Annotated in this window: 23 protein-coding genes; 17 read left to right on the top strand and 6 right to left on the bottom strand. The window is 65.2% G+C overall.

The features are described 5' to 3' along the window. The first annotated feature begins 53 nt into the window (after nucleotides 1–53). Nucleotides 54–4,007, top strand: coding sequence for a DNA-directed RNA polymerase subunit beta' (gene rpoC, locus OXM57_14835; GenBank protein ID MDE0353954.1), 3,954 nt, complete (start codon nucleotides 54–56; stop codon nucleotides 4,005–4,007). A 58-nt stretch (nucleotides 4,008–4,065) separates the two neighbouring features. On the opposite strand, the gene OXM57_14830 is transcribed toward rpoC, so the two are convergent. Then, nucleotides 4,066–5,097 carry a mannose-1-phosphate guanylyltransferase gene (locus OXM57_14830; GenBank protein ID MDE0353953.1) on the bottom strand — a complete coding sequence of 344 codons (1,032 nt, stop codon included), beginning with the start codon at nucleotides 5,095–5,097 and terminating at the stop codon, nucleotides 4,066–4,068. A 6-nt stretch (nucleotides 5,098–5,103) separates the two neighbouring features. Further along, nucleotides 5,104–6,099, bottom strand: coding sequence for an HD domain-containing protein (locus OXM57_14825; GenBank protein ID MDE0353952.1), 996 nt, complete (start codon nucleotides 6,097–6,099; stop codon nucleotides 5,104–5,106). Nucleotides 6,100–6,142: 43 nt separating this feature from the next. Here OXM57_14825 and dnaX point away from each other — a divergent pair, with 43 nt between their 5' ends. From dnaX to OXM57_14770, 11 genes are all read left to right on the top strand, one after another. Then, on the top strand, nucleotides 6,143–7,951 hold the full coding sequence (dnaX, locus tag OXM57_14820; GenBank protein ID MDE0353951.1) for a DNA polymerase III subunit gamma/tau: 1,809 nt from the start codon (nucleotides 6,143–6,145) through the stop codon (nucleotides 7,949–7,951). 357 nt (nucleotides 7,952–8,308) lie between these two features. Next, nucleotides 8,309–8,944, top strand: coding sequence for a recombination mediator RecR (gene recR / locus OXM57_14815; protein MDE0353950.1), 636 nt, complete (start codon nucleotides 8,309–8,311; stop codon nucleotides 8,942–8,944). An 84-nt stretch (nucleotides 8,945–9,028) separates the two neighbouring features. Next, entirely contained in the window at nucleotides 9,029–10,222 is a 1,194-nt protein-coding gene (locus OXM57_14810) for a homoserine O-acetyltransferase (protein MDE0353949.1), read from the top strand. Then, nucleotides 10,219–11,493: an O-acetylhomoserine aminocarboxypropyltransferase/cysteine synthase gene (locus OXM57_14805; GenBank protein MDE0353948.1), complete on the top strand. Its 1,275-nt coding sequence runs from the start codon at nucleotides 10,219–10,221 to the stop codon at nucleotides 11,491–11,493. Before OXM57_14810 ends, OXM57_14805 begins: the two co-directional genes overlap by 4 nt. Nucleotides 11,494–11,496: 3 nt before the next feature. Beyond that, entirely contained in the window at nucleotides 11,497–11,976 is a 480-nt protein-coding gene (locus tag OXM57_14800) for a CoA-binding protein (GenBank protein MDE0353947.1), read from the top strand. A 186-nt stretch (nucleotides 11,977–12,162) separates the two neighbouring features. Then, nucleotides 12,163–13,995 (top strand): molecular chaperone DnaK, encoded by a 1,833-nt coding sequence (gene dnaK, locus OXM57_14795; protein ID MDE0353946.1) that lies wholly within the window; start codon nucleotides 12,163–12,165, stop codon nucleotides 13,993–13,995. Then, complete coding sequence (locus tag OXM57_14790) at nucleotides 13,992–14,654, top strand: nucleotide exchange factor GrpE (GenBank protein ID MDE0353945.1); 663 nt, start codon at nucleotides 13,992–13,994, stop codon at nucleotides 14,652–14,654. Before dnaK ends, OXM57_14790 begins: the two co-directional genes overlap by 4 nt. A gap of 19 nt (nucleotides 14,655–14,673) precedes the next feature. Next, complete coding sequence (dnaJ, locus tag OXM57_14785) at nucleotides 14,674–15,765, top strand: molecular chaperone DnaJ (protein ID MDE0353944.1); 1,092 nt, start codon at nucleotides 14,674–14,676, stop codon at nucleotides 15,763–15,765. A gap of 61 nt (nucleotides 15,766–15,826) precedes the next feature. Beyond that, nucleotides 15,827–16,243: a helix-turn-helix transcriptional regulator gene (locus tag OXM57_14780; GenBank protein ID MDE0353943.1), complete on the top strand. Its 417-nt coding sequence runs from the start codon at nucleotides 15,827–15,829 to the stop codon at nucleotides 16,241–16,243. 15 nt (nucleotides 16,244–16,258) lie between these two features. After that, nucleotides 16,259–16,720: a DUF3151 family protein gene (locus OXM57_14775; GenBank protein ID MDE0353942.1), complete on the top strand. Its 462-nt coding sequence runs from the start codon at nucleotides 16,259–16,261 to the stop codon at nucleotides 16,718–16,720. A 74-nt stretch (nucleotides 16,721–16,794) separates the two neighbouring features. After that, a complete protein-coding gene (locus OXM57_14770) occupies nucleotides 16,795–17,037 on the top strand; it encodes an acyl carrier protein (protein ID MDE0353941.1) in 243 nt (80 codons plus the stop codon). Between the two features lie 41 nt (nucleotides 17,038–17,078). Here the strand turns inward: OXM57_14770 and OXM57_14765 are convergent, their stop codons facing one another. Next, nucleotides 17,079–17,966 carry an alpha/beta hydrolase gene (locus OXM57_14765; GenBank protein ID MDE0353940.1) on the bottom strand — a complete coding sequence of 296 codons (888 nt, stop codon included), beginning with the start codon at nucleotides 17,964–17,966 and terminating at the stop codon, nucleotides 17,079–17,081. Between the two features lie 103 nt (nucleotides 17,967–18,069). Between OXM57_14765 and OXM57_14760 the strand changes: the two genes are divergently transcribed. The 3 genes from OXM57_14760 to OXM57_14750 all read left to right on the top strand — a co-directional run bounded on the left by OXM57_14760 (nucleotide 18,070) and on the right by OXM57_14750 (nucleotide 19,886). After that, nucleotides 18,070–18,567, top strand: coding sequence for a glycine/sarcosine/betaine reductase selenoprotein B family protein (locus tag OXM57_14760; protein ID MDE0353939.1), 498 nt, complete (start codon nucleotides 18,070–18,072; stop codon nucleotides 18,565–18,567). Between the two features lie 69 nt (nucleotides 18,568–18,636). After that, on the top strand, nucleotides 18,637–18,987 hold the full coding sequence (locus OXM57_14755; GenBank protein MDE0353938.1) for a hypothetical protein: 351 nt from the start codon (nucleotides 18,637–18,639) through the stop codon (nucleotides 18,985–18,987). Then, nucleotides 18,987–19,886, top strand: coding sequence for a 1,4-dihydroxy-2-naphthoyl-CoA synthase (locus OXM57_14750; protein ID MDE0353937.1), 900 nt, complete (start codon nucleotides 18,987–18,989; stop codon nucleotides 19,884–19,886). Before OXM57_14755 ends, OXM57_14750 begins: the two co-directional genes overlap by 1 nt. 46 nt (nucleotides 19,887–19,932) lie before the next feature. Here OXM57_14750 and OXM57_14745 read toward each other — a convergent pair whose 3' ends face one another. Then, on the bottom strand, nucleotides 19,933–20,112 hold the full coding sequence (locus tag OXM57_14745; protein MDE0353936.1) for a hypothetical protein: 180 nt from the start codon (nucleotides 20,110–20,112) through the stop codon (nucleotides 19,933–19,935). A 140-nt stretch (nucleotides 20,113–20,252) separates the two neighbouring features. Here OXM57_14745 and OXM57_14740 point away from each other — a divergent pair, with 140 nt between their 5' ends. Next, entirely contained in the window at nucleotides 20,253–20,708 is a 456-nt protein-coding gene (locus tag OXM57_14740) for an NfeD family protein (GenBank protein ID MDE0353935.1), read from the top strand. Nucleotides 20,709–20,747: 39 nt separating this feature from the next. Continuing rightward, the gene (locus OXM57_14735) at nucleotides 20,748–21,665 is read left to right on the top strand and encodes an SPFH/Band 7/PHB domain protein (protein ID MDE0353934.1); all 918 of its coding nucleotides are present in this window, start codon (nucleotides 20,748–20,750) and stop codon (nucleotides 21,663–21,665) included. 87 nt (nucleotides 21,666–21,752) lie between these two features. On the opposite strand, the gene OXM57_14730 is transcribed toward OXM57_14735, so the two are convergent. Next, complete coding sequence (locus OXM57_14730; protein ID MDE0353933.1) at nucleotides 21,753–22,496, bottom strand: amino acid ABC transporter ATP-binding protein; 744 nt, start codon at nucleotides 22,494–22,496, stop codon at nucleotides 21,753–21,755. A gap of 24 nt (nucleotides 22,497–22,520) precedes the next feature. Beyond that, complete coding sequence (locus tag OXM57_14725) at nucleotides 22,521–25,007, bottom strand: amino acid ABC transporter permease (GenBank protein MDE0353932.1); 2,487 nt, start codon at nucleotides 25,005–25,007, stop codon at nucleotides 22,521–22,523.

Here is a 25,007-nt window from a genome sequence, read left to right as displayed (position 1 = left end):
GGTTCAGTACGTACGGGAGCTACGCGGCTTCCTCCAGCGCGCCCACGAGGGATGTGTTCGACGAGCTCAAGATCGGCCTGGCCTCGCCCGAACAGATCCGTTCCTGGTCGTTCGGGGAGGTGAAGAAGCCGGAGACCATCAACTACCGGACTCTCAAGCCCGAGAAGGAGGGTCTGTTCGACGAGCGCATCTTCGGTCCCCAGAAGGACTGGGAATGCGCCTGCGGCAAGTACAAGCGCATCCGCTACCGGGGCATCACCTGCGAGAAGTGCAATGTGGAAGTGACCCGGAGCAAGGTGCGCCGGGAGCGCATGGGCCACATCGAGCTGGCCGCTCCTGTGACCCACATCTGGTTCTTCAAGGGCGTTCCCTCGCGCCTCGGCTACCTGCTCGACATGTCCCCCAAGGAGCTCGAGAAGGTCATCTACTTCGCCTCCTACGTGGTCACCGAACTCGACGAGAGGAAGCGTCTGTCCGAGCTGCCCGATCTGGAGGCCCGCATGGAGGTCGAGATCGATCTGGAGCGCGAGGACTTTGAGGAGTGGCGGGACAACCGTCTGGCGCGACACGAGGAAGAGATCCGGCGCATGGAGGAAGGGGGCGCCAAGCCCCAGGAGATCACGGCGCGGCGGCGCGATGTCGAGCGTGAGATCGCCGACCGCCAGGACCGGTGCGAGCGGGAGTGCGATCTCTACCGGGAGGCCTTCGAGACCTTCCGCAGCCTGAAGCCCAAGATGCTGGTGGAATCGGAGCAGCTCTGGCGGATGCTCGATGACCAGTATTCGGACTATTTCTCGGGAGGAATGGGCGCCGAGGCGGTCAAGGCCCTGCTGAGGCGGATCGACCTGGATGCCGAGATGGCCATGCTGCGCGAGAACCTGGTGGCCACCTCCGCCCAGCGCCGCCACCGGGCTACCCAGCGGATCAAGGTGGTGAAGCCGTTCTGGGAGGGCAAGCACTCTCCGCGGAGCATGATCGTGGAGTCGGTGCCGGTGATCCCGCCCGATCTCCGCCCGATGGTCCAGCTGGACGGCGGCCGGTTCGCTACGTCGGACCTCAACGATCTCTACCGGCGGGTCATCAACCGCAACAACCGGCTGAAGCGACTGCTCGATCTGAACGCTCCCGAGATCATCGTCAACAACGAGAAGCGCATGCTCCAGGAGGCGGTGGACGCCCTGTTCGACAACGGTCGGCGGGGCAAGGCCGTCACCGGCCAGGGCAACCGGCCTCTCAAGTCCCTGACCGACATGTTGAAGGGCAAGCAGGGCCGGTTCCGCCAGAACCTGTTGGGTAAGCGGGTGGACTACTCGGGGCGCTCGGTAATCGTGGTGGGGCCCCAGCTCATGCTCCATCAGTGCGGTCTGCCCAAGGTCATGGCCCTGGAGCTGTTCAAGCCCTTCGTCATGAAGCGACTGGTCGATCGGGACATCGCCCAGAACATCAAATCCGCCAAGCGCATGGTGGAGCGGCGGCGTCCCCAGGTCTGGGACGTGCTCAAAGAGGTGATCCAGGAGCACCCGGTGCTGCTCAACCGCGCCCCCACGCTGCACAGGTTGGGCATCCAGGCCTTCGAGCCCATCCTGGTCGAGGGTAAGGCGATCCAGATACACCCGCTGGTGTGCGAGGCGTTCAACGCCGACTTCGACGGGGACCAGATGGCGGTCCACCTGCCGCTGTCGGCCGAGGCTCAGGCGGAGGCCAGGATCCTGATGCTCTCCACCAACAACGTCCTCTCCCCGGCCAGCGGTTACCCGATCGTGGCGCCGTCCCAGGACATGGTGATCGGCATCTACTACCTGTCCGAGAAGGTGGAGGACGCCGCGGGGGCGGGCCGGGTGTTTGCCGACCCTGACGAAGCGCTGATGGCCTACGACCTGGGCGAGATATCCCTGCACGCCCCGATCAAGCTGCGCTTGGGCGAGATCGCCGGCGATCCGGATCTGCATGCCGAACTGGCCGACTTCATCCCGAACCTCATCACCGAGACGCCGGTGGACGGCAGCCGGCTGTTCGAGACCACCCTCGGGCGGACCCTGCTCAACCAGGCCATGCCCGAGAACTTCCCGGTTCTCGATGCCGTGGTGCTGAAGGGCGACCTCAAGGTGCTGATCGCCGAGATCATCGAGCGGTACGGGAAGAACGTGGTGCAGCGAACCCTGGACGGGCTCAAGGAGTTGGGATTCGATTACTCGACCAGGTCCGGGCTGACCATGGGGCTGCGCGACGTGCGGGCGCCCCGTGACAAGCAGCGGATACTCAACAAGCACCAGAAGAAGGCTGACGCGCAGGATCGCCAGTACCAGCGCGGCATCATCACCCAGGACGAACTCCATCAGGAGCTGATCGAGATATGGACCGAGGCCACCGAAGAGGTGACCGCTTCCATGGAGAAGACCCTGGCCAGCGACGACTTCAACCCGATCGACATGATGGTGAAGTCGGGCGCCCGGGGGAACAGGATGCAGGTCCGCCAGATCGCCGGTATGCGGGGCCTGGTCGCCAACCCGAAGGGTGACATCATCCCCCGCCCGATCAAGGCCAACTTCCTGGAGGGCCTGACCGTGCTGGAGTACTTCATCTCCACCCACGGCGCCCGGAAGGGCCTGGCCGACACCGCCCTCCGGACCGCCGACTCGGGTTACCTGACCCGCCGCCTGGTCGATGTTTCCCAGGAAATCATCGTGCAGGAAGAGGAATCGGAGGATCGGGGCATCCGCATTCCTATCCGGGTCATGGAAGGCAAGGAGTGGCAGCTGATCACCAACCTGCGGAACCGTGTGTACGGACGGGTACTCGTCGACGATGTGCTGGTCGACGACGATCCGCTGGTGACGAAGGACGGGCGGGAGTTGGTGGCCGGCGAGGTGCTCGACCGTTACGCCATGGTCGCCCTGGAGGCCGCCTCGGAGGTTCGGAGCGTGCGGGTGCGCTCGCCCCTGACCGACGAGATCCCCCACGGGATAAGCCAGGCCTCGTACGGGCTGAGCATGGCCACGGGCCGGATGGTCGAGCCCGGCGAGGCGGTCGGGATCATGGCCGCCCAGTCGATCGGCGAGCCGGGAACGCAGCTGACCATGCGCACGTTCCACACCGGTGGCGTGGCCGGCCAGGACATCACCCACGGTCTTCCCAGGGTGGTCGAGCTCTTCGAGGCCCGCTCTCCCAAGGGGAAGGCGGTGCTCTCCGAGGTCGGCGGACGGGTCCGGATCGAAGAGACGGAGGACGGCGGACGGGCCATCGTGATCGAGTCCTCGGAGGGAGAGACCCAGTACGAGGTCTCCCGCCGGGCTCGCCTCAGGGTTCGCAACAACGACGAGATCGCGCCGGGTACACCTCTGACGGAGGGTCCGCTGGATCCCAAGGAAGTGTGTGACATCCAGGGAGTGAGGGCCTGCCAGCAGTACCTGGTGGAACAGGTTCAGGAGGTCTACCGGAACCAGGGCGTGGACATCCACGACAAGCACATCGAGTTGATCGTGCGCCAGATGTTGCGCCGGGTCCGGGTAGCACGCTCGAACGACTCGGAATTCCTGCCGCTCCAGCTGGTCGACTACGGGGAGTTCCGCGAGGAGAACCGCCGTCTGGTCAAGGAGGGCCGCCAGCCTGCCGAGGGACGGCCCGAGTTGATGGGAATCACGAAGGCATCGCTGGCCACGGACTCGTGGCTGTCGGCGGCCTCGTTCCAGGAAACCACCCGGGTTCTGACCGAGGCGGCCATCAACGGCCGCTCGGACCACCTGCGGGGTCTCAAGGAGAACGTGATCATCGGCAAGCTGATCCCGGCGGGAACGGGCGCCACCCGTTACCAGTCCATCCAGCCGGATCTTCCCGAGGCGAGCGTCCTCCCGTCGAACCTGGGCGCCGACTGGCTGGCATCCCTCCAGATGCCCGGCGAGGATGGCGAGCCGAACGGGGAGCTGGCCGAGCACGGCGACACGGGCGCCGGAGTCGGCCTCCGCGAACCCGAAGAGGAACTCGTCACCAGCGATCCGGCAGTTGAGTAGTTGCTAGTTTCTAGTCTCTAGTTGCTAGTTCTTACCACTACTAACTAGCAACTAATAACTAACAGCTAACCTCTGGTGGTTTGACATCCTGGGCCTTGTCCATGGATGCGACGAGGACCGCGTCCCCGGTGTCCACCACGATGACCCTGTCGAGGCCGAGTACCAGGACGGGCCGTTCTCCGGCGGAGACGTAGCTGGACGAGACCGAGCGCAGCTCGGCCGGCCCGGCCACCACGTTCCCGCGCCCGTCACCGGCTGCTCTCTCCCAGAGAGCGGCCCACGACCCGAGGTCGGACCACCCGGCCTCGAGGGGCGCCATGGCGCCCCGGCTGGTCCGCTCCATCACGGTCCGGTCTATGGAGCCATCCGGGCAGGCTGAGAAGGCCTGCTCGTCCAGCACAGCCGGACCATTCTCGCCCTCGCCGCCTAGCGCGGCTCGTACCTGGCGGACCATGCCGGGACTCGCCGAAGCCAGCTCGTCGACGAAGGTGCCGGCCCGGAACAGGAACATGCCGGAGTTCCATGAGTAGCGGCCCGACTCGAGGTAACGGCGGGCGGTGGGACGGTCGGGTTTCTCCCGGAACGAGGCGATCCGGATCACGCCCGGGAGGCCGATGGACGGCCCGTGCTCGATGTAGCCGTAACCAGTCTCGGGCCGGTCCGGCGTGACGCCGAAGGTGACCAGCCAGCCGGCCCGGGCGGCGTCCATGGCTCGTTCCACCACCTCGACGAAGGCCTCGGTGTCCCTGACGGCATGGTCGGCGGGGAGCACCAGCAGCAGGTCGTCCGCCGCCGACAGCAAGGCCGCGGCGGCCGCGGCAGGGGCGGTGCTGCGTCCCACCGGTTCCAGGACTGCTCGGAATCGGTTCACCCCGATCTCGGCCAGCTGGTCCGAGACCAGCGGGTAGTGGTCCTTGCCGCACACGATGATCGGATCCGACGGATCCCGGAGTAGGGCGGCGCGCAGGACGGTTGCCTGCAACATCGAGTGCTCGCCGTCCGGCCGGGTCAGGGGTTTGGGATGCTCGGGACGCGACAGCGGCCACAGCCGGGTGCCCGAACCTCCCGCCAGGATTACCGGTCGAAGCATCTCGCCCTACCCGCAACGGGCCGCGTGGACCCGGTTGGCGAAACGGTCGGTCATGCCGGCCACGTAGTCGACCGCCTGGCGCTGCGGCGAATCGGACCGCCGCGCCGAGGGGGGTAGCTCGGACGCGTGCGTCTCGTAGAAGCGGACCAGGTCCTGCACCACCGCCATTGCCTGCTTCCTCAGAGGTTGACCTTCAGGCCGAAGGTAGACCCGCTCGAACATGAAGTTCCGCAGGTCGTCCATGGCCTCGGCCACATCGGGCGCCATCTGAACCATGCCGGCACTGATCGAGCCGTCGACCACGGCGTGCACCATCGCGGTCACCCAACGACCGTGCTGGTCGCCGAGCAGGGCTTGCGCCCTGAACGGCAGGTCCCGGTAGCGGATGATCCCGGCCCTCATGGCATCGATCGGGTCGTGGCTCAGGTAGGCGATCCGATCGGCGTAGCGGCACAGGGTCCCCTCCGGGGTGGCGGGTCCCTCCTTGATCCGCCACGGATGGGCGCGGATGCCGTCTCTTGTCTCCCACGTGAGGTTGAGCGGTTCGATCACCGACAGTATCCGCACCGAGTGATCGGCATGGATCCAACCCCCGTCCAGAATCTCGTCGAGGGCATCCTCCCCGGTATGACCGAACGGGGCGTGGCCGATGTCGTGACCCAGGCAGATGGCCTCGGTCAAGGACTCGTTCAGGCCGAGCGCCACCGCCATCGAGCGTCCGATCTGGGCGACCTGGAGCGTATGGGTGAGCCTGGTGACGAAGTGGTCGTTGCCGGGGTCGATGAAGACCTGGGTCTTTCGAGCCAGCCGCCGGAAGGCGTTGGAGTGGACGATGCGGTCGCGGTCCCGTTCGAATGCGGTGCGCAGCGGGTCGGGCTCCTCCGGACTCTCCCTGCCCTTGGACTCGGCAGCCTTGGCGGCGGCGGGCGCCAGCCGCAGGTATTCGGAGTTCTCTCGAGCCTCGCGGGCAACGTGCCGGAAGGGTTCCGCATGGACGACCACACTCCGACGATAGCTAGGCGGCCAGGTTGCCGGACCGTGCCGGATGAGTACGCTTCCGGCGATGGAGTACCAGGCGCTCTACCGCAAGTACCGGCCGCAGCGCTTCGATCAGGTAATCGGTCAGGAGCATGTCACGGTGACCCTGGCCAGGGAAATCGCCGCAGGTCGGGTGGCTCACGCCTACCTGTTCACCGGTCCCAGAGGCACGGGCAAGACAACCACCGCCCGCCTGCTGGCGATGGCGCTGAACTGTCCCGACCGGGGTCCGGACAGCGAACCGTGCGGTGCTTGCCACTCCTGCTCCGGTGTGGCGTCATCCGTCTCCATGGACGTGATGGAGCTCGATGCCGCCTCCCACAACAAGGTGGAGGACATCAGGGAACTGCGGGCCGGGGTGTCCACGGTGGCATCGGTTGGGGGCGCTCGGCGGGTGTTCATCCTCGATGAAGCCCACATGCTCACCAAGTCGGCCGCCAATGCTCTGCTCAAGACCCTGGAGGAGCCACCCGATCACGTGCATTTCGTGCTGGCCACCACCGAGCCCTACCGGTTGCTCGACACGGTCCGTTCCCGGAGCCAGCGGTTCGACTTCCACCTGGTGCCCACCGACACGCTGACCGACCACCTGAGGTGGATAGCCGAGGCCGAAGGATTCGAGGCCACCGACGGCGCCCTGCTGGCGGTGGCTCGGCGGGCTGCCGGGTCGGTCCGCGACTCGTTGAGCCTCCTGGAGCAGGTAGCCGCCAGGGACGGCACCATCACGGAGGAGGGCGTCCAGACGGCTCTCGGGGTGGCCGGGCCGGAGTCGCTCATGAAGCTGGTGGATGCGGTTGTGGACGAGGCGCCGGCCGCCGCCCTCGAGCTGGTGGCCCACCTGTCGGCGGGCGGTGTCGATCTGCGGCGCTTTGCCGGCGATGCACTGGGGTTCTTCAGAGGGGTCTTCCTCACCCACTACAGCTCCAATGTGAGGGAGTTCACCGACGAGCCGCCTGAGGTGATCGAGCGCTGGCAGGAGGTGGCAGGCCGGCTCCCCGCGGCTTCGGTGATGAGGTCGATCGACCTTCTGGGGGAGGCGCTCGTCAAGCTCAGGGAGGGCCGGGACGAGCGCATGATGCTGGAGCTGGCCGTCCTGAAGCTATCGCGCCCCGAGTTGGACGACCGCCCGGAGGGACTGCTGAGGCGGATCAAGCGGCTCGAGATGGGCCGACCGGTGGCGCCCGCCCGCACCCCGACGGCCGCCTCCGCTCCGGCCGCCTCCGCTCCGGCCGCCTCCGCTCCGGCCGTTGGGGCCCAAGCCCCGGTGGAGACTCCGGACCCTCCGCCTCAAGAGCCGCAGGCCCCCGTCCCGGCGTCCGACCAGCGACTCACCGATTTGGACCTGGACCGCATCTGGCCGCAGCTCAGCAACGCGGTCATCGAAAGGCTGGGTGGCAGGCTGGGTGCGTTCTTCCGCGAGGCTGTTCCGGGCGCAGTGGAGGGTTCCACGCTGGTACTGAACCTTCCGGCCGGATACGAACTCCATTACAAGACCCTCTCGAACGACGCCGATCTGGCCGCGCTGCTCGCTCGGGAGGGAGGAAGGCTCCTCGGCAGGTCGGTGGAGATCGATTTCCGTATGGCGGGCGCGCCGGGCGGGTCGCACGGGCAGGATGCCGGATCGGATCCCTCGCCCCCGCCGGACCGCATCCCCGATTCCGGACCGGAGCCCGACGCCCACGACCCACCCGAGCCGGTAGATGAACCCACCCCCACGCCGGCGCCGCCGCAAGTGGACCCGGCGGCGGCCATGCATCAGGCGGAGCTACTGCTGCGCGAATCCGAGCTGAACCTCCAGGAGGTCCAGCCCGATTAGCCCCGATTATTCATGGTGGGGGTCTGTCCGGATGACGAGAATGGAGCCTTCGTACTCCTGGCCTTGGGTTACACCCATCTGATGGCCCCCGTCTTCCAGTCGGTGCGGAATCAACCGCAGGGTGAGGTGTGGCCGCTTGCGAATTATGTGGGTTGAAGTGGCCCGATGCGCGTTGGTGTGCTGGGAACAGGAATAATCAGGGCTAGAGGAGGGTGCTGAAAAAGACGGGGATGGGTTGGACTCGCCATGTCTCGACCTGGTTTCGTTGAAGGATGCCGGGCCGACTGGACGTTTTTCAGTACCCTCCTGGAGGGTGCGACGGTTTCGTCACTATCACCGACTACCCTGGTCAGGCTGATGTTCGAGCGTCCCGTTCAACGACTTATCGACGAGCTGAGCAGGCTCCCCGGAGTGGGTCGCAAGTCCGCCCAGCGCCTCGCCTTTCACCTGCTGAACGTCGAGGAGGCTGACGCCCGCCGCCTGGCGGGGGCGATCATCGACCTGCGAGAGCAGACCTCCTTCTGCTCTCGGTGCTACAACGTCACCGCCGGAGAGGAGTGCTCGATCTGCCGCGACCCGCGCCGCGAGCCCGGGTACATCTGCGTGGTCGAACGCGCCCAGGACATCGCCGTCATCGAGCGCACGCGCGAGTTCGCCGGCCAGTACCACGTGCTGGGCGGCGCCCTCTCGCCCATCGACGGGATCGGACCCTCCCAGCTGCGGATCGAGGAACTCGAGCTGCGGATCGAGGAGCTCCGGGACCGGGGCGGGGACAACGGCGCGGGCGGGACCGGGGAGTTGCGGATCGAGATCATCATCGCCACCAACCCCACCATCGAGGGCGATACCACCGCCATGTACCTGGCGCGACGCTTCAAACCCTTCGGGATTACCGTTACCCGACCTGCCAGCGGTCTGCCTGTCGGGGGCGACATGGACTACGCCGACGAGATCACCCTCGGCAGGGCTCTGGCGGACCGGCGGGAGCTTTAGAAGCTCCATCCCATCCCCGATGTTCGGGATAGCCGGATAGGTTGATATCGTATGCGCCGATCCAGAAGCGCTCGGAATGGACTCATGGGCACAGGCATCGGACCGGTCGAGACCCGGTTCTTCACGTTCGGCAGCGAATCGGATCCGTTCGTCTGCGAGAACGGCGAAGAACTGCCCGAGGTAACCCTTGCCTACGAGGTCTACGGTGAGCTCAACGAGGACGGCGACAATGCCATCCTCCTCTTCCACGCCCTCACCGGCAGCCACCACGCGGCCGGCGAGAACCGCCACTACGCCGGCGCCGAGGACCGCTGGACCGACGAGGTGCATACCGGGTGGTGGGATGAATTCATCGGGTCTGGCCGTTCCCTCAACACGGACAAGTTCGCCGTGATCTGCGCCAACTGGCTGGGTCACTGCTATGGCACCACCGGCCCCGCCAGCATCAATCCGCTCACCGGCAAGCCCTACGGACCGGACTTCCCGAGCGTCTCCGCCGGCGATACGGTCCGGGCACATTTCAGGCTGCTGGACCACCTCGGCGTGAGCCGGCTCCATGCGGTGGTCGGAGGCAGCGTGGGCGGGATGATGTGCCTCGACGTGGCGGTCCGCTACCCCGATCGGGTGCGCTTCGTCATTCCCATCGCGGCAGGCCTGCGGGCCACCACCCTCCACGTGATCCATGACTTCGAGCAGATCAACGCCATCTACAACGACCCGGACTTCAACGGGGGCAACTATTACGACGGGCCGGCGCCCGATGCCGGCCTCGCCCTCGCCCGGATGATCGGCCACAAGACGTTCGTGTCGTTGGACCAGATGAAGAAGCGGGCCAGGGGCGAGGTGGCCGAGTCCGGAGATGGAGATCGGGTACGGCTTCCGATCGAGAGCTACATGTGGCATCAGGGCCAGAAGTTCGTCAAGCGTTTCGACGCCAACGCCTACCTGCGGACCATGTGGGCCTGGCAGGACTTCGATCTGTATGCGGAGGCGGAGCGCCGGCAGGTCAAGCTCCAGGAGCTGCTGGCGGCCGGATCCCACGAGTATCTGGTCTTCTCGATCGACTCCGACGTCTGTTACTACCCGAGCGAGCAGAAGGAACTGGCGGAGGAGTTGAAGGCGGCCGGCGTGGACTTCAACTGGATCACCGTGCACTCCGAGAAGGGTCACGATGCCTTCCTGCTCGAGCCGCATCTGTTCGAGCCCCACCTCCGTTACCATCTGGAGTCCGATTGGGATCCCTCGTCTACGACCCGGGGCAGGAGGCGCGCCAGATGAGCCACGAGTTCGGCTTCGACACCCGTTCCATCCACGCCGGCCAGCGGCCGGATCCCGAGACCGGCGCGCGCGCCATGCCCATCTACCAGACCACGTCCTACGTGTTCGAGGATCCCCAGCAGGCTGCCGACCTGTTCGCCCTCCAGAGCTTCGGCAACATCTACACGCGGATCGGGAACCCCACCAACGCGGCATTCGAGGAGCGCATGGCCTCCCTGGAGGGTGGCCTGGGCGGCCTTGCGACCGCCTCCGGTATGTCGGCCCAGCTCGTGGCGGTACTCACTCTCTGCGAGGTGGGGGACCACATCGTCGCCAACCGGTCGCTGTACGGCGGCACGTTCACCCAGTTCGACGTGACGCTACGCCGGATGGGCATCGAAACGACTTTCGTGGACACCAACGACCTCGATGCCGTCGAGGCGGCCATCACCGACCGGACCCGGCTCGTCTACGGAGAGACCATCGGCAACCCGGCGGGTGACGTGCTCGACCTTGCGCCGATGGCCGAGCTGTCGCGCTCCTACGGCCTGCCCCTGGTGGTGGACAACACCTTCGCCAGCCCGGCGTTGTGCCGACCGATCGAGCACGGCGCCGATGTGGTAGTGCATTCGGCCACCAAGTTCATCGGCGGCCACGGCACCTCGATCGCCGGTGTGATCGTGGAGAGCGGGGTCTTCCCGTGGGACAACGGACGCTTCCCGGCCATCGTCGAGCCGTCACCGGCCTATCACAACCTCACCTTCTGGGCGAACTTCCGGGAGTACGCCTACCTGATGAAGGCTCGCATGGAGCTGATGCGGGATGTGGGCGCGGTCCTGTCGCCCTTCAACTCGTTCCTGCTGTTGCAGGGCCTCGAGACGCTTTCGTTGCGGATGGAGCGCCACGTGGCCAACACCCAGGCGGTGGCCGAGTTCCTGGACGCGGATAGCCGGGTGTCGTGGGTGTCCTATGCCGGGTTGCCTGCCCACCCCTCGCACGACCTGGCCCGTAAGTACGTGCCGGGCGGGCCGGGAGCGGTGTTCACCTTTGGCATAGCCGGGGGCTACGAGGCGGGGGTGTCGTTCATCAAGCGGGTGGAGCTGGCCAGCCATCTTGCCAACGTGGGTGATGCCAAGACGCTGGTGATCCACCCGGCCAGCACCACGCACCAGCAGGTTCCGCCCGAGGAGAGGGATGCGGCCGGGGTGGGCGGCGACATGATCCGGATCTCGATCGGTCTCGAGAACATCGAAGACATTCTCTGGGACCTCGACCAAGCACTTGGGGGTTGAACGATGACTGAGGTACTGGAAGCCGACGCCCGCACGAGGCTGCGGATCATCCGCCAGGCGAAGTCGGTGGCCTTGGTCGGCGTGTCCGGTAACGAGTTGAAGGCGTCCAACTTCGTCGCCACCTACCTTGTCCGTACCCACCTGCGCGTCTACCCCGTCAATCCCATGTACGACGAGGTGCTCGGCCTGAAGTGCTACGCATCGCTTGCGGACCTGCCGGAGGTGCCTGACATCGTCGACATCTTCCGCCATCCTCGCTTCATCCCAGAGGTGGTGGACGACGCTATCGCCATCGGCGCCAAGGTGGTGTGGTTCCAGCTCGGCCTTCGCCACGACGGCGCGGCCCGGACAGCCATCGACGCCGGCCTCGACGTGGTTCAGGACCGTTGCCTCAAGATCGAGCACGCCCGTTTCTCGGGCCGCCTGAACCTGGCCGGCTTCGACACCGGAGTCATCTCCAGCAAGCGCCTAAGGGATATCTAGTTGCTAGTTGCTAGTTGCTAGTTGCTAGTTGCTAGTACTGCTTTGGATTAGATTCTACAGGCAACTGACGCTGACCCTCGACCACTTCCGGAATCCCGGCGATGCGGAGGATTCACGGGAATATGATAAGGTATGACTTAGGTTATACCTATCGAAGACACTGAGAAGTACGGAAAGGGAGAACGTATGGCCAAGGCCGTCGGAATCGATCTGGGGACCACCAACAGCGTGATCGCGGTGCTGGAAGGCGGCGAACCGACCGTGGTCGCCAATGCCGAAGGGGCTCGCACCACGCCATCAGTGGTGGCCTTCAAGGACGGTGAGGTGCTGATCGGCGAGGTCGCCAAGCGGCAAGCCATCACCAATCCCGATCACACCGTTCGATCCGTCAAGCGCCACATGGGAACCGACTGGTCCGTCGGCGCCGACGGTAAGTCCTACACGGCCCAGGAAGTGTCGGCCCGGACCCTGATGAAGCTGAAGCGCGACGGCGAGGCATACCTGGGAACGCCCATCACGTCCGCTGTGGTCACGGTGCCGGCCTACTTCAACGATGCGCAGCGGCAGGCCACCAAGGAAGCGGGGCAGATCGCCGGCCTCGACGTGCTGCGGATCGTCAACGAGCCCACCGCGGCCGCCCTCGCGTACGGCCTCGACAAGGAGGAGTCCGACCAGACCATCCTGGTATTCGATCTCGGTGGAGGAACGTTCGACGTGTCGGTCCTGGAGATCGGCGAAGGCGTGTTCGAGGTGAAGTCGACCAGCGGCGACACGCAGTTGGGCGGGGACGATTGGGACCAGGCGGTCATCGATTGGCTGGTGAACGGCTTCAAGAACGAGAACGGCGTCGACCTGAGCACCGACAAGATGGCGGTGCAACGGCTCAAGGAAGCCGCGGAGAAGGCCAAGATCGAGTTGTCGACCGTGCCGGAGACCGACCTCAACCTCCCGTTCATCACCGCCACCTCAGACGGGCCGCTGCATCTCCAGGCCAAGCTGTCCCGGTCCGAGTTCGAGAAGCTCACCGATCATCTGGTAGGCCGGACCGAGGGCCCGTTCAAGCGGGCGGTGGCTGACGCCGGGGTGCCCGCCGCCGAGATCGACCACGTGGTGCTGGTGGGCGGTTCCACCCGGATGCCGGCCATCCAGGACCTGGTGAGGCGGTTGACCGGTAAGACCCCCCATCGTGGGGTCAACCCGGACGAGGTGGTGGCGGCCGGCGCGGCCCTCCAGGCCGGCGTGCTGACCGGTGACGTGAAGGACATCCTGTTGCTGGACGTGACGCCACTGACGCTCGGTATCGAGACCAAGGGAAGCGTGATGACCAAGATGATCGAGCGCAACACCACCATCCCCACCAAGCGCACGGAGATCTTCACCACGGCAGATCACAACCAGCCGGAGGTCGAGATACATGTCCTGCAGGGCGAGCGCCCGATGGCGGGCGACAACAAGAGCCTGGGCAAGTTCCGCCTGACCGGGATCCCGCCAGCCCCGATGGGTGTGCCCCAGATCGAGGTGAGCTTCGACATCGATGCCAACGGGATCGTGTCGGTCAACGCCAAGGATCTGGGCACCGGTCGCCAGCAGGCCATGACCATCACCGGCGGCACCGCCCTGTCGCAGGACGAGATAGAGCGGATGGTGGAGGATGCGGAGCGCTACGCGGACGAGGACCGCCAGCGCCGGGACCTGGCCGATGCCCGTAACCGGGCCGATCAGGTCCTCAACCAGACTGCCAAGCTGCTGGAGGACCACGGAGACAAGCTCGATGACGATGAGCGGTCCGCCATCGACGATGCGGTGGCGGCCCTGCGGTCGGTCTCGGAGGACGAGGCGTCCTCGGCCGACGACATCCAGTCCGGAATCGATGCCCTCTTCCAGGCGTCCGCCGTGCTGGCCCAGAAGATGTACGCGTCGGAGGCCGAGGAGCAGGCGTCCGCCGATGAGGGTCAGGCGATGCCGGATGATGAGGACATCGTGGAGGCCGAGATCATCGATGAGGGGGAGGACGGTTGACCGGCGCCACCCGGCCGAGCGCCGATCGTTCCGGCGTCCCGCCTGAGGAGGTGACCACGCCCTCGCCCGAGGAGGTGGTCGAGGCCGTCCTCGAAGACGACCCGAATGGCCGGATCGGTCACATGGAGCTTCCCGAGGATCCGGACGAGGCCGTGGCGCTCCTGATCAACGAACTGCTGGCGGCGCGGGAAGCGGCCGAGCAGGCGGAGGACAGGTGGAAGCGGTCGGTCGCCGAGTTCGACAACTACCGCAAGCGCACGGCGCGGGTCCAGCAGGAGTCGGTCGCGAGGGCGTCGGAGCGGGTGATGCTCCAGATCCTTCCGGTGCTCGACAGCCTCGATGCCGCCCTGATCATGGAGAGCGCGGCCGGGTCTCCGGACGACGGCTTGCGCCAGGGAATGTCCAGCACGCGCGAGCTGCTGCTCTCCACGCTGTCTCGGGAGGGCCTCCTGCCGATCGAGGCCCTGGGCGCCGCGTTCGATCCCACGCTCCATGAAGCGGCCCAGATGGCCGAGGGGAGCGGCACGATGGTGGTCACGGCCGAGTTGCGGCGTGGCTACCTCCTCAAGGGGAGGGTTGTCAGGCCTGCCCTGGTCGCGGTGGGCTACGAGCCTTCCCCACCCTCCGGGGTGGAAGCCGGGGAGGAGGATCCGGCGTGATCCTGTCCGGGGGTAGGCCATGAACCGTGACTGGCTCGAGAAGGACTTCTACCGGCTCCTCGAGGTGGGGAAGGATGCCGACCAGGCGACCATTAAGAAGGCGTACCGGCGCCTGGCACAGAAGCTGCATCCGGATGCCAATCCGGACGATCCGAATGCCGCTGAGCGCTTCAAGGGGGTCTCGGAGGCATATTCGGTGCTGTCGGACGCCGACCGTCGAAGGGAGTACGACCAGGTCCGTTCCATGGGAGCGCAGGGTTTCGGCCCTGGGGGTGGCCCGTTCGCCGGAGGGCAGGTCCGGATCGAAGACCTGTTCGGCGGTGCGGGGGGCATCGGTGACCTGTTCAACTTCGGCCGCGGCCGTAGAGGCCCCCAGCGCGGCGCCGATATGTCGGCCACCCTGGACCTGACCTTCGAGGAGTCCGTCCGGGGAACCACCAGTCCGGTACGGGTGCAGGGCGCGGTCCAGTGCGGGCGCTGTTCAGGCTCGGGAGGGGAGCCCGGGACCACGGTGGACGTTTGCGGGAACTGCGGCGGCACCGGCACGGTCGCTTCCAATCAGGGTTTCTTCTCCTTCACCAACCCGTGCCCGGTGTGCGGCGGCGCCGGCAGGAACGTGGAGTCGCATTGCCTCCAGTGCGGCGGTTCCGGCCAGGAAGTCCGCGCACGTACCATCAAGGTCCGTATCCCTCCCGGCATCAAGGACGGAAACACGATCCGGCTGCGGGGCCGGGGAGCGCCCGGGCCGAGGGGCGGTCCCCCGGGCGATCTGCTGGTCAAGGTGAGCGTGGGCCAGCATCCCGTGTTCTCCCGTAAGGGCGACAACCTGACCATGCAGCTGCCGATCACGTTCACCGAGGCGGCCCTGGGCGCAAAGGTGCGGGTGATGACGCTGAACGGCCCGGTCACGCTCAAGATCCCGGCCGGCACACCTTCCGGCAAGACCTTCCGGATACGCAAGGAGGGAGTCCGGAGGGACAAGGGGCGCCCTGGCGACCTGCTGGTCACGGCGCAGGTGACCGTCCCGGAGAAGCTGCCGCGGGATGCCAAGAAGCTCCTGGAAGAGTTTAAGGACAAGTACGAGACCGCCGACCCGAGAGCGCATCTCTAGGGCTGCGGTGTCGATGATTTGATGAGAACTGCGGAACGCCTGTAGGAAGGAGGCTAGCGGCATGCCCGGCAAGAGAATCTCACCCGAAATGGAGGCGGTCTACGTCATCTCGGTGGCAGCCTCGCTATCCGGCATGCATCCCCAGACCCTCCGCATCTACGAGCGAAGGGGGTTGATCGAGCCGTTCCGGACTCCCGGTGGTACCCGCCGCTATTCGGATGCCGACCTCGAGCGCCTCTCCCTGATCCAGGGTCTGACCGGCCAGGGCATCAACATCGAAGGCGTCAAGCGCATCATCGCCCTCGAGGAGGAGAACCAGTTCCTCCGGGACGAGGTGCGGAGGCTACGCCGCCAGAAGAGAGCCGCTCAGGAGACCGCGATAGCCGCGACCGAGGCGCTGCAGGAGACCCGGCGCAACCTGGCCGGCGAGATCCTGGTCCGTCGCGACATCCTCCGCTTCCCCGAGTTCCCGCGATAGCCGGGAGGAGAACACATGGAGTTCCAGCCGGTCGGCTTCGGTGGCAGCGAGCGCCCCAGAGTTGTGTTGCCCGCCCCCGATCCCGGCTTGTCGGGCCGGATCGGCGCGGCCTCCACGCTCGATGAACTCGCCCGGGCGGTTGCCGACCATCCTGACTTGATGGATGCCTGGGCGGCCCTGGGGCGGTGGTACGAGCGGAGCGAGGCCACGCTGGTGAACGCGGTCGCCGCCTATGCCTGTTTCCGCGTCGGCTACCACCGCGGGCTGGATGCTCTGCGCCGCAACGGCTGGAACGGCGGCCAGTCGGTCAGGTGGGAGGACGAGACGAACCGGGGATTCCTGCGCTGCGTCTCAGGGCTGGCGCGGATGGCCGAGCGCCTCGGTGAACTCCCCGAAGCCGAGCGATGCGCCCGGTTCCTTATCGACCTGGATCCGGACTGGAACCGGTCAACCGGGATGGCGGAACCGGTGGGCTGATTGACTAGGATTCACCATGCGGCTCTGTACCAGGGCTGTGAACGCTACGCGAACCTGAGAGGGGGAATGCATCAATGGCTTCAACTGCTGAACGGCTCACCAGTCTGGTCAACGAGAACATAGAGGTCGATGGTCAGACCCTCGACATCCCGGACGATCTGAACATCAGCCTCATGAACTCCGGTGTGTCCTCTTTGGAGGCCGTTGCCCTGGCGAAGCTGATAACTCAAGAGTTTGGTGTGGAGTTTGCTGTAGAGGACTGCTACGCGTTGGACACATTGAAGGATGTCGCAGCCTTTATCGACAGCAAGTCCTAGTCGCTAGTACAGATACATAACTAGTAACTAGCAACTACGGACTAGAAACTAATCGAGTTGATGTAGTCGCGTACTATCGCCGCGCACTGCTCCGGCTGTTCGAGCGGAAGAAAATGGGTAGCTTCCGGAAGGAAGTCGTAGTCGACGCTCAGCATGTCACTGAGGTCGAGTGTGGGCAGGTACGAGTACGGTACCAATGGGTCAGCCCCTAAGACCTTGGTCGGGCATTCGAGATCGTTGAAGTCCACAAGCACCGAGTACGAGCTGGCGTAGTCGATTATCTGGGCCTCATATTCCCGGGGGCATCTAAGCGTGTATGTGTCTCCGGTACCGTCTCCGCGGAGAGTCGTCCTTGCCATCAGATCGAGAACTCCGGGTACTACCTGACGGAAGGCGGGTGAGAAGCCGAGCAGCTCCACGAATTGATCGTGAGAGCGGAATCGGTCGCTACGGCGCCGGGCGATGGCCGCTGTCCGGGTAGCGGCTATGTCGAACTCTTCGTAGCTTCTACCGGGAGTGCATAGCGGCGGATCGAGCAGGATCCGTGCTGCGAAGCCGCTCCCCCTTGTCGGGGACAGGAGGCTTACCAGGCCGGACAAGGAATGGAATACGCCTATCTTCGGTTTCTGTCCATATGTTTTATCAATAGCCTCTAGAATTTGATCATGATCCTTAATGAATGTAGGTATGGTGTGGGCTCTCAAAGACCCTGGTTCATTCCAACCATGATTTCTCAAATCGTAGAGTATAAGGTCAAAATCTTCGGCAAGTAGCGACCAAAAAGGTAAATATAGATCAATGGCCAGCCCGTTGCCGTGGCTCAGAACGAGACGCTGACCCGACGCCTTTCCGTGGCGGCGCAGGGTGATCTGGGTGCCGTCCTCCAGACGAACACCCTGCACCGAACTCGGTTCCGGAACCTTCCACACAGGTCAGAACCCTAACCAAGCCGGCGACCCTGCATGTTCGTCCGGCTGATCGCCGACCTGGAAGGCTGCGATGGATGGCCGGGCAGCGTCCTACAATCGGCGTATGACCGAGACCGACCGCCGACCGATCGACTACATCGCGGTAACCAGGGAGACCTACGCCCAGCTGGGCTACCAGCCCTACCGCTGGGCTCTCAACGAGGATCCGCCTTCGTGGGCCACGCTCGGCAAACCGCTTTCGGAAGCCCGGTTGGGGTTGATCGCCTCGGGTGGTATCTACCGCCACGGGCAGGTGGCCTTCACGCATCGAGACGACGTGACCCACCGGGAGATCCCCACCGACGTGGACAGCGCCGAACTCCGGGTGACTCACTTCGCCTTCGATCCGGCCGCCGCCCGGCGGGATCCCAACGTGGTCTTCCCGATCGACACCCTTCGGTCACTGGTCGCCGAGGGCACGGTGGGAGAGTTGGCGCCGCTGGCGCTCACCTTTATGGGCGGCATCTACTCGCAGCGGCGGCTGGCCGCCGAGTTGATCCCGGTATTGGTGGACCGTACCCTCGAAATGGGGGCGGACGCGGTGCTGCTGGTACCCGTCTGACCGGTGTGCCACCAGTCAGTTGGGCTGGTCAGCAGGGCGATCGAGCGTAAGGGCGTCCCCACCCTGTCCATGACCAGCGCCCGTTCGATCACGGCATCGGCCAACCCGCCTCGAGCGGCCTTCACCGATTTCCCGCTGGGGCACACCTGCGGGCCGCCTGACCGGCCCGGGGAGCAGCGGTCGATCATGCGCGACGCCCTGGCCCTGTTCGAGACCATGGACCGGCCGGGAATCGTGGACTTGGGTTACACGTGGCCCGCGCCATGGAAGGAAGAAGCGCTGCGACCGGAGGACCATCGCACCCCTCGTCACGACACCCCCCAGTACCAGAATCAGGATGATCGGGAGGCGGCGGTGGCGGCATACGGTGCGGAGGTCGCCTGCTGCGCCGGCGCCCCGCGTGACATGCCTCGCTCCTGATGGTCTCCGAGCTGTTCGACCCCGGTGCCTGGCGCCCGGTAGAGGGCTTCTCCTTCGACGACATCACCTACCACCGGGCGGTCGATCAGGGGACGGTCAGGGTGGCTTTCGACCGACCCGAAGTGCGAAATGCCTTCCGGCCGCAGACGGTGGACGAGCTCTATGTCGCCCTCGATCATGCCCGCCAATGGAGCGACGTGGGGACCGTCCTGCTCACCGGGAACGGCCCGTCTCCTAAGGACGGTGGTTGGGCCTTCTCGTCGGGCGGGGACCAGCGCATTCGCGGTCGAGCCGGTTACATGTACGCCGAGGGTGAAGGCGCCGCGGATATCGACCCGGCCCGTCTTGGAAGGCTCCATGTCCTCGAGGTCCAGCGCCTGATCCGGTTCATGCCGAAGGTGGTCATCGCGGTGGTGCCGGGTTGGGCGGTCGGGGGTGGTCACAGCCTCCACGTGGTTTGCGACCTGACCCTGGCTTCGGAGGAGCATGCCATCTTCAAGCAGACGGACTCGGATGTGGCCTCGTTCGACGCCGGGTTCGGCTCGGCCTACCTGACCCGCATGGTCGGCCAGAAGCGGGCCCGGGAGATCTTCTTCCTGGGTGCCGACTACTCGGCCGAGGAGGCATTTCGTATGGGGATGGTCAACAAGGTGGTGCCTCATGCGGACCTGGAGGAGACTGCGCTGGAATGGGCCGGGATCATCAACGCCAAGAGCCCCATGTCGCAGCGGATGCTCAAGTTTGCCTTCAACCTGATCGATGATGGTCTGGTGGGACAGCAGGTCTTCGCCGGCGAGGCCACCCGCCTCGGCTACATGACCGAAGAGGCCCAGGAGGGGCGGGATGCCTTCGTAGAGAAGCGTCCGAAGGATTTCTCGCGTTTCCCCCGTTACTACTAGTTGCTAGTTGTAGTCAGTAAGTAGACTAGAGACTAGAGACTACAAACTAGGAACTATTGTCGGTCTTGGCTTGTTGGGCTAGGTAGAGCCAGCCGAGACCGTGAAGAGCCACTCCGGCAAGCAGGACCAGGGTGACGATCCAGTAACCGAGAACTGCGGCAAACAGGGCAGCGATCACCGCCAGCGTCACGAGCGCCACCCTTACGCCGTTGAGGGGTCCATACATGCTGTGCGCAGTCTAGGTTAAGGAGGCAGTCGTCAGTATCCTTAGCAGGGACATCCGGTAGGCGACCTGACGGCAGGACTTGCCCGAGCCACGGTATCCGGGTAGGCGTGGTGAACCATCGTGACGGCGAGCGCGTCCTCATGAGACTGGAGACGATGATGGACAACGAAGTCTGGAGATGGGTGTGGACCGGCCTGGCCCTGCTCATGGGTCTCGGGGAGATAGTCACGGCCGGGTTCTTCCTGCTCCCGTTCGCGATCGGCGCCGGGCTCGCCGCTATTGCTGCCTGGACAGGACTGAGCGACATCGTCCAATGGTTGCTCTTCTTCGTCGGTACCGGGATCTCCTTCCTGTACGTGCGTCGCTTCATGAGAGCCCAGGATGAGGACGGGGGGCTGGTGGTGGGGCCCGGTCGCTACGTCGGGATGGAAGCCTTGGTGCTGGAGAGAGTCGACACCGGCGCCAACACCGGGCTGATCAGGGTCGAGGCGGAGGAATGGCGGGCCGTCACCGAAGGTGAGCCCATTGCCGAGGGTAGAAGGGTGGAAGTGGTGGACCTGCGAGGCACCCGCCTGGTAGTCAGAGAAATCCACTAGAGACCAACCCACTAGAGAACACCAGAGAAAGGAAATCCGATGGAGGTAGCGGGCGTATTGCTCTTAGGCATCATTGCCCTGGCGGTCTTGCTGATCGCAGCGAGCGGGTTCCGTATCGTGCGGCCGTACGAGCAGGGTCTGATCGAGTTCCTCGGCAAGTACCAGAGGACCGTCTCGCCCGGGCTCCGGTTCGTCATCCCGTTCGTGCAGAGAATCCTCAAGGTCGACATGCGGGAGCAGGTGGTGGACGTGCCGCCGCAGGAGGTCATCACCAAGGACAACGTGGTGGTCACGGTGGACGCGGTGATCTACTTCGAGGCGACCGATCCGGTGAAGCTCAAGTACGCGGTCGGGAACTTCATCCTGGCCATCACCAAGCTGGCCCAGACCAACCTGCGTAACGTGGTCGGCGACCTCCAGCTCGACGAGGCTCTGGTCTCCCGCGAGGTCATCAACAGCAAGCTCCGCCAGATCCTCGACGACGCCACCGACAAGTGGGGAACGAGGGTTGTGCGGGTGGAGATCCAGCGGATCGAGCCGCCGCCGGACGTGACCGAAGCCATGCACCGCCAGATGAAGGCGGAGCGGGGCCGCCGGGCGGTGGTGACCGAAGCCGAGGGCGACAAGCGATCCGCCATCCTCAAGGCCGAGGGTGTCAAGCAGGCCGCGATCCTCCAGGCCGAGGGCGAGGCCGAGGCCATCAAGCGGGTGGCCGACGCGGACAAGTACCAGAAGCTCACGGTGGCAGAGGGTGAGGGACAGGCCATCGAAAGGGTCTTCCTGGCGATCCACAACGGCGATCCGACCGATGACCTGATCGCTATCAAATACCTGGAGGCTCTGCAGGGCATCGCCGACGGTCAGGCCACCAAGATTTTCCTGCCGCTCGACACGTCGGGCCTATTGGGCGCGGTGGCCGCGATCGGCGAGATGTTCAAGGAGGGCACAACCGAATAGCTGTTAGCTGCTAGTCGCTAGTCAATAGTTATTAACCACTATTTTCAACTACTAACTAGAAACTAGCAACTACAAACTCGCAACTAGTTAAAGGATCTGGCTGAGGAAGAGCTTGGTGCGGTCGTGCTGGGGGTTGTGGAAGAAGTGTTCGGGCGTTCCTTCCTCGACGACCATCCCGTAGTCGAAGAAGAGGACTCGATCGGCGACTTCGCGGGCGAACCCCATCTCGTGGGTGACCACGATCATCGTCATGCCCGATTCGGCCAGCTCCTTCATCACATCGAGGACTTCCTTGATCATCTCGGGGTCGAGCGCCGAGGTGGGCTCGTCGAAGAGCATGATCTTCGGGTTCATGGCCAGGGCCCGGGCGATGGCGACCCGTTGCTGCTGCCCGCCGGAGAGTTGGCCGGGGTACTTGTGCGCTTGCTCGGGTATGCCGACCCGCTCGAGGAGCTTCATGGCGGCGGCCTCGGAAGCCGACCTGGTCCGGTTGCGAGCCCAGATCGGCGCCAGGGTGATGTTCTGCAGGACCGTGAGATGGGGGAACAGGTTGAACTGCTGGAACACCATGCCCACCTCGCGGCGGATGGCGTCGATGTTGCGGAGATCGTTGGTCAACTCCATCCCGTCGACCACGATCCGCCCCGCCTGATGGGCCTCGAGGCGGTTTATGCAACGGATGAAGGTGGACTTGCCGGAGCCGGAGGGTCCGATCACCACCACCACCTCGCCCCAGCCGATCGAGGTTGACACCCCGCTCAGAGCCTGGAAGTCACCGAACCACTTCTTTACGTCTTCGCAGATGATCGCCTGGGATCCGTTGGTGGTCATTACATCCTCCTCAGTGATTCGGCATCAGCGTTCTCCAAGACCGAGGCTGCGCTCGTAGCGCATGCTCAGCTTCGAGATCGTGAAGGTAACTATCCAGTAGAACAACGCCATGAAGAACATCATCTGGGGCAGGGTGCCCTGGAAGTTGGGGTCGCTCTGCTGAGGTATGAAGCTGCGAGCGATCAGCAGGATGTCGGCCAGCCCGATTATGGCCACCAGCGAGGTGTCCTTGAAGGCGACGATGATCGACCCGACCAGTGCCGGGATCACCGTCCGCACCGCCTGGGGCAGGATCACCAGCGAGGTGGACTGGACGATGCTCAGGCCCGCAGCCCTGGCCGCCTCGTACTGGCCCCGGTCGATGGCCTGCAGTCCTCCCCTGATGTTCTCGGCCACGTAGGCCGAGTTGAAGATGGTGATGGCCGCGACTATCCGGACGATCTCGTCGAACTCCACTCCGGCCGGAAGGAAGGCGGTCAGCATGGCCGAGCCGAAGAACAGCCAGGTGATCATCGGCACGCTTCGGACCAGTTCGATGTACCCGGTGGCCAGCAGCCGGAAGATGGGCATCGAGGAGGTTCGCGCCAGGGCGAGGATCAGGCCGACGGGAAGGGACAGGGCGATGCCGCTGACGGCCAGCAGGATGGTCAGGTTGAAACCACCCAGGAAGGTGGTTCCCTGGAACTCGAGGGATGTGCTGGCAGCGCCCAGCCGGAACCCCACCACTGTCAGCACCGCAACGACTGTCCAGGTTCGGACCAGGTTGGTCCTTCCCCGCTGGGTTCCTCCGAAGGTGGGCGTCACCAGCAGGAACAGGGTGAAGGCGACTATCAGTGTGCGGTAGAGGAACGGCATCGGGATGAACCAGATCGACAGGCACACCACCGCAAGGCCTGCAGCCGATGCGCGAACCTTCTCCACCGGCTCTTTGATCGTGAAGGCGGCGGTCAGTATCGCCAGGCCGACTATCACCAACCCCACGGTGAGCCAGAGCGGCTCCTCCCCGGAGGCGAATGGCAGGGCTGCTGTCACCAGCCCGATGGCCGCCACCACCGCGGTGGAGGCATGCCCTCTCGGGGGGAGGCCCAGGACCCAGAGCGCGCCGCCACCCAGTGCCACCGCCAGGAGGATGGAGACGACATCCGAGCGCACGAAGGCGGTCAGGCCCGATTCGTCGACGAACGTGGCACCCAGCCGGAACGCCACCACCGTCAGCACCGTGGCCGCCACCCAGACCCGGACCAGGTAGGTCCTCCCCCGCTGCGTTCCTCCGACGGTGGGCGTTACGAGCAGGAACAGGGTGAAGGCAGTGACCAGGACCCGGAAGAGGAACGGCATCGGGACGAGCCAGATCAACAGGCAAGCCAGGACAAGGCCTGCAGCCGCCGCCCTGACCGTCACCACCGGCTCCTTGATCGTCAGGGCGGCGATCAGTGTCGCCAACCCGATCAGCACCAACCCCGCCGCGACCCAGAGCGGCTCCTCGCCGGAAGTGAGTGGCAGGGCGGCTATCACCAGCCCGATAGCCGCCACCACCGCGGCGCCGGTCGGCCCTCTGGGCAGAGCGACCAGCACCCGGAGCGCGCCGGCGCCCAGCACTATGCCCAGCAGCAAGATCATGTCGGTCCAGTCGAGGACCGGGTTGCGCTGGATGATGAAGATGATCAGTGGATAGGAAAGGACCCAGGCCGAGATGAGGAACCGCCGGAAGGCGCGCGGCCAGATGCGTTCGGCCAGGATCCCGAGGGGATAGGCGGCCACTGCCAGAGCGAACAGAATCGTCCACGGTCTGGCGGTGGTGGCGGCTATCGGTGCGGTGGTCTGGTCGAACTGACCCAACGGAACCGGGAGCTCCACGGTCCATAGGACGGCGGACACCGCCGCCATGACCATCACCGGCACGCTCAGCAGTGGGATCGTCGGTGACGGAGCGGCGGCGCGGCTCCACCGGACGGCGAAGTGGGCCAGGACGCCTACCAGCACCGCGGCCACGAGTATCCAGGCACGTACGTTGCTCCAGTCGGCGGGCGAGTCGAATGCCAGGATGGGAACACCGAAGGTGCGCGCCTCGGCCGCGTGGTGCATGATCGCCGTCACCGCCACCAGGACAGCGCCGCTCCTCACGCCTCCCGCGAAGGTGGTGAGCTCGAGCCGTCCTCCTACCTTCCAGGACGCCAGGGACCAGACCACCAGCACTATGAATATGCCCAGGGACATCCAGATCCGGATCAGGTCGTCCTGCGGGAAGGCCTGGACCATCAGCAGCTTCGCATTGTGGGTGACCGCCGCCCACTTGCGTTCCGGAGCGAATAGGTAAGAGGTGATGAACCGCAGGATGTTCAGGAGCACCAGGGCGAAGGCCAAGGTGAGGAAGGAGTTGAAGGCGATCTGTCCCCAGGTGTGGCCCGAGAAGAGGTTCTCGCGCATCCAGCGCCACGGCCCGGTGGGCGGGGGCTCGGGAGCCCGCTCGGTCATGTCGGCGGCAACGCCGGCGGATGCGGGATCAGTCAT

It is taken from the genome of bacterium, from assembly GCA_028820935.1.
In the GTDB taxonomy this organism is placed as follows: Bacteria; Actinomycetota; Acidimicrobiia; order Spongiisociales; family Spongiisociaceae; genus Spongiisocius.
The sequence above is the reverse complement of the archived record's forward strand: the minus strand, read 5'-3'. Positions and strand labels throughout refer to the sequence as shown.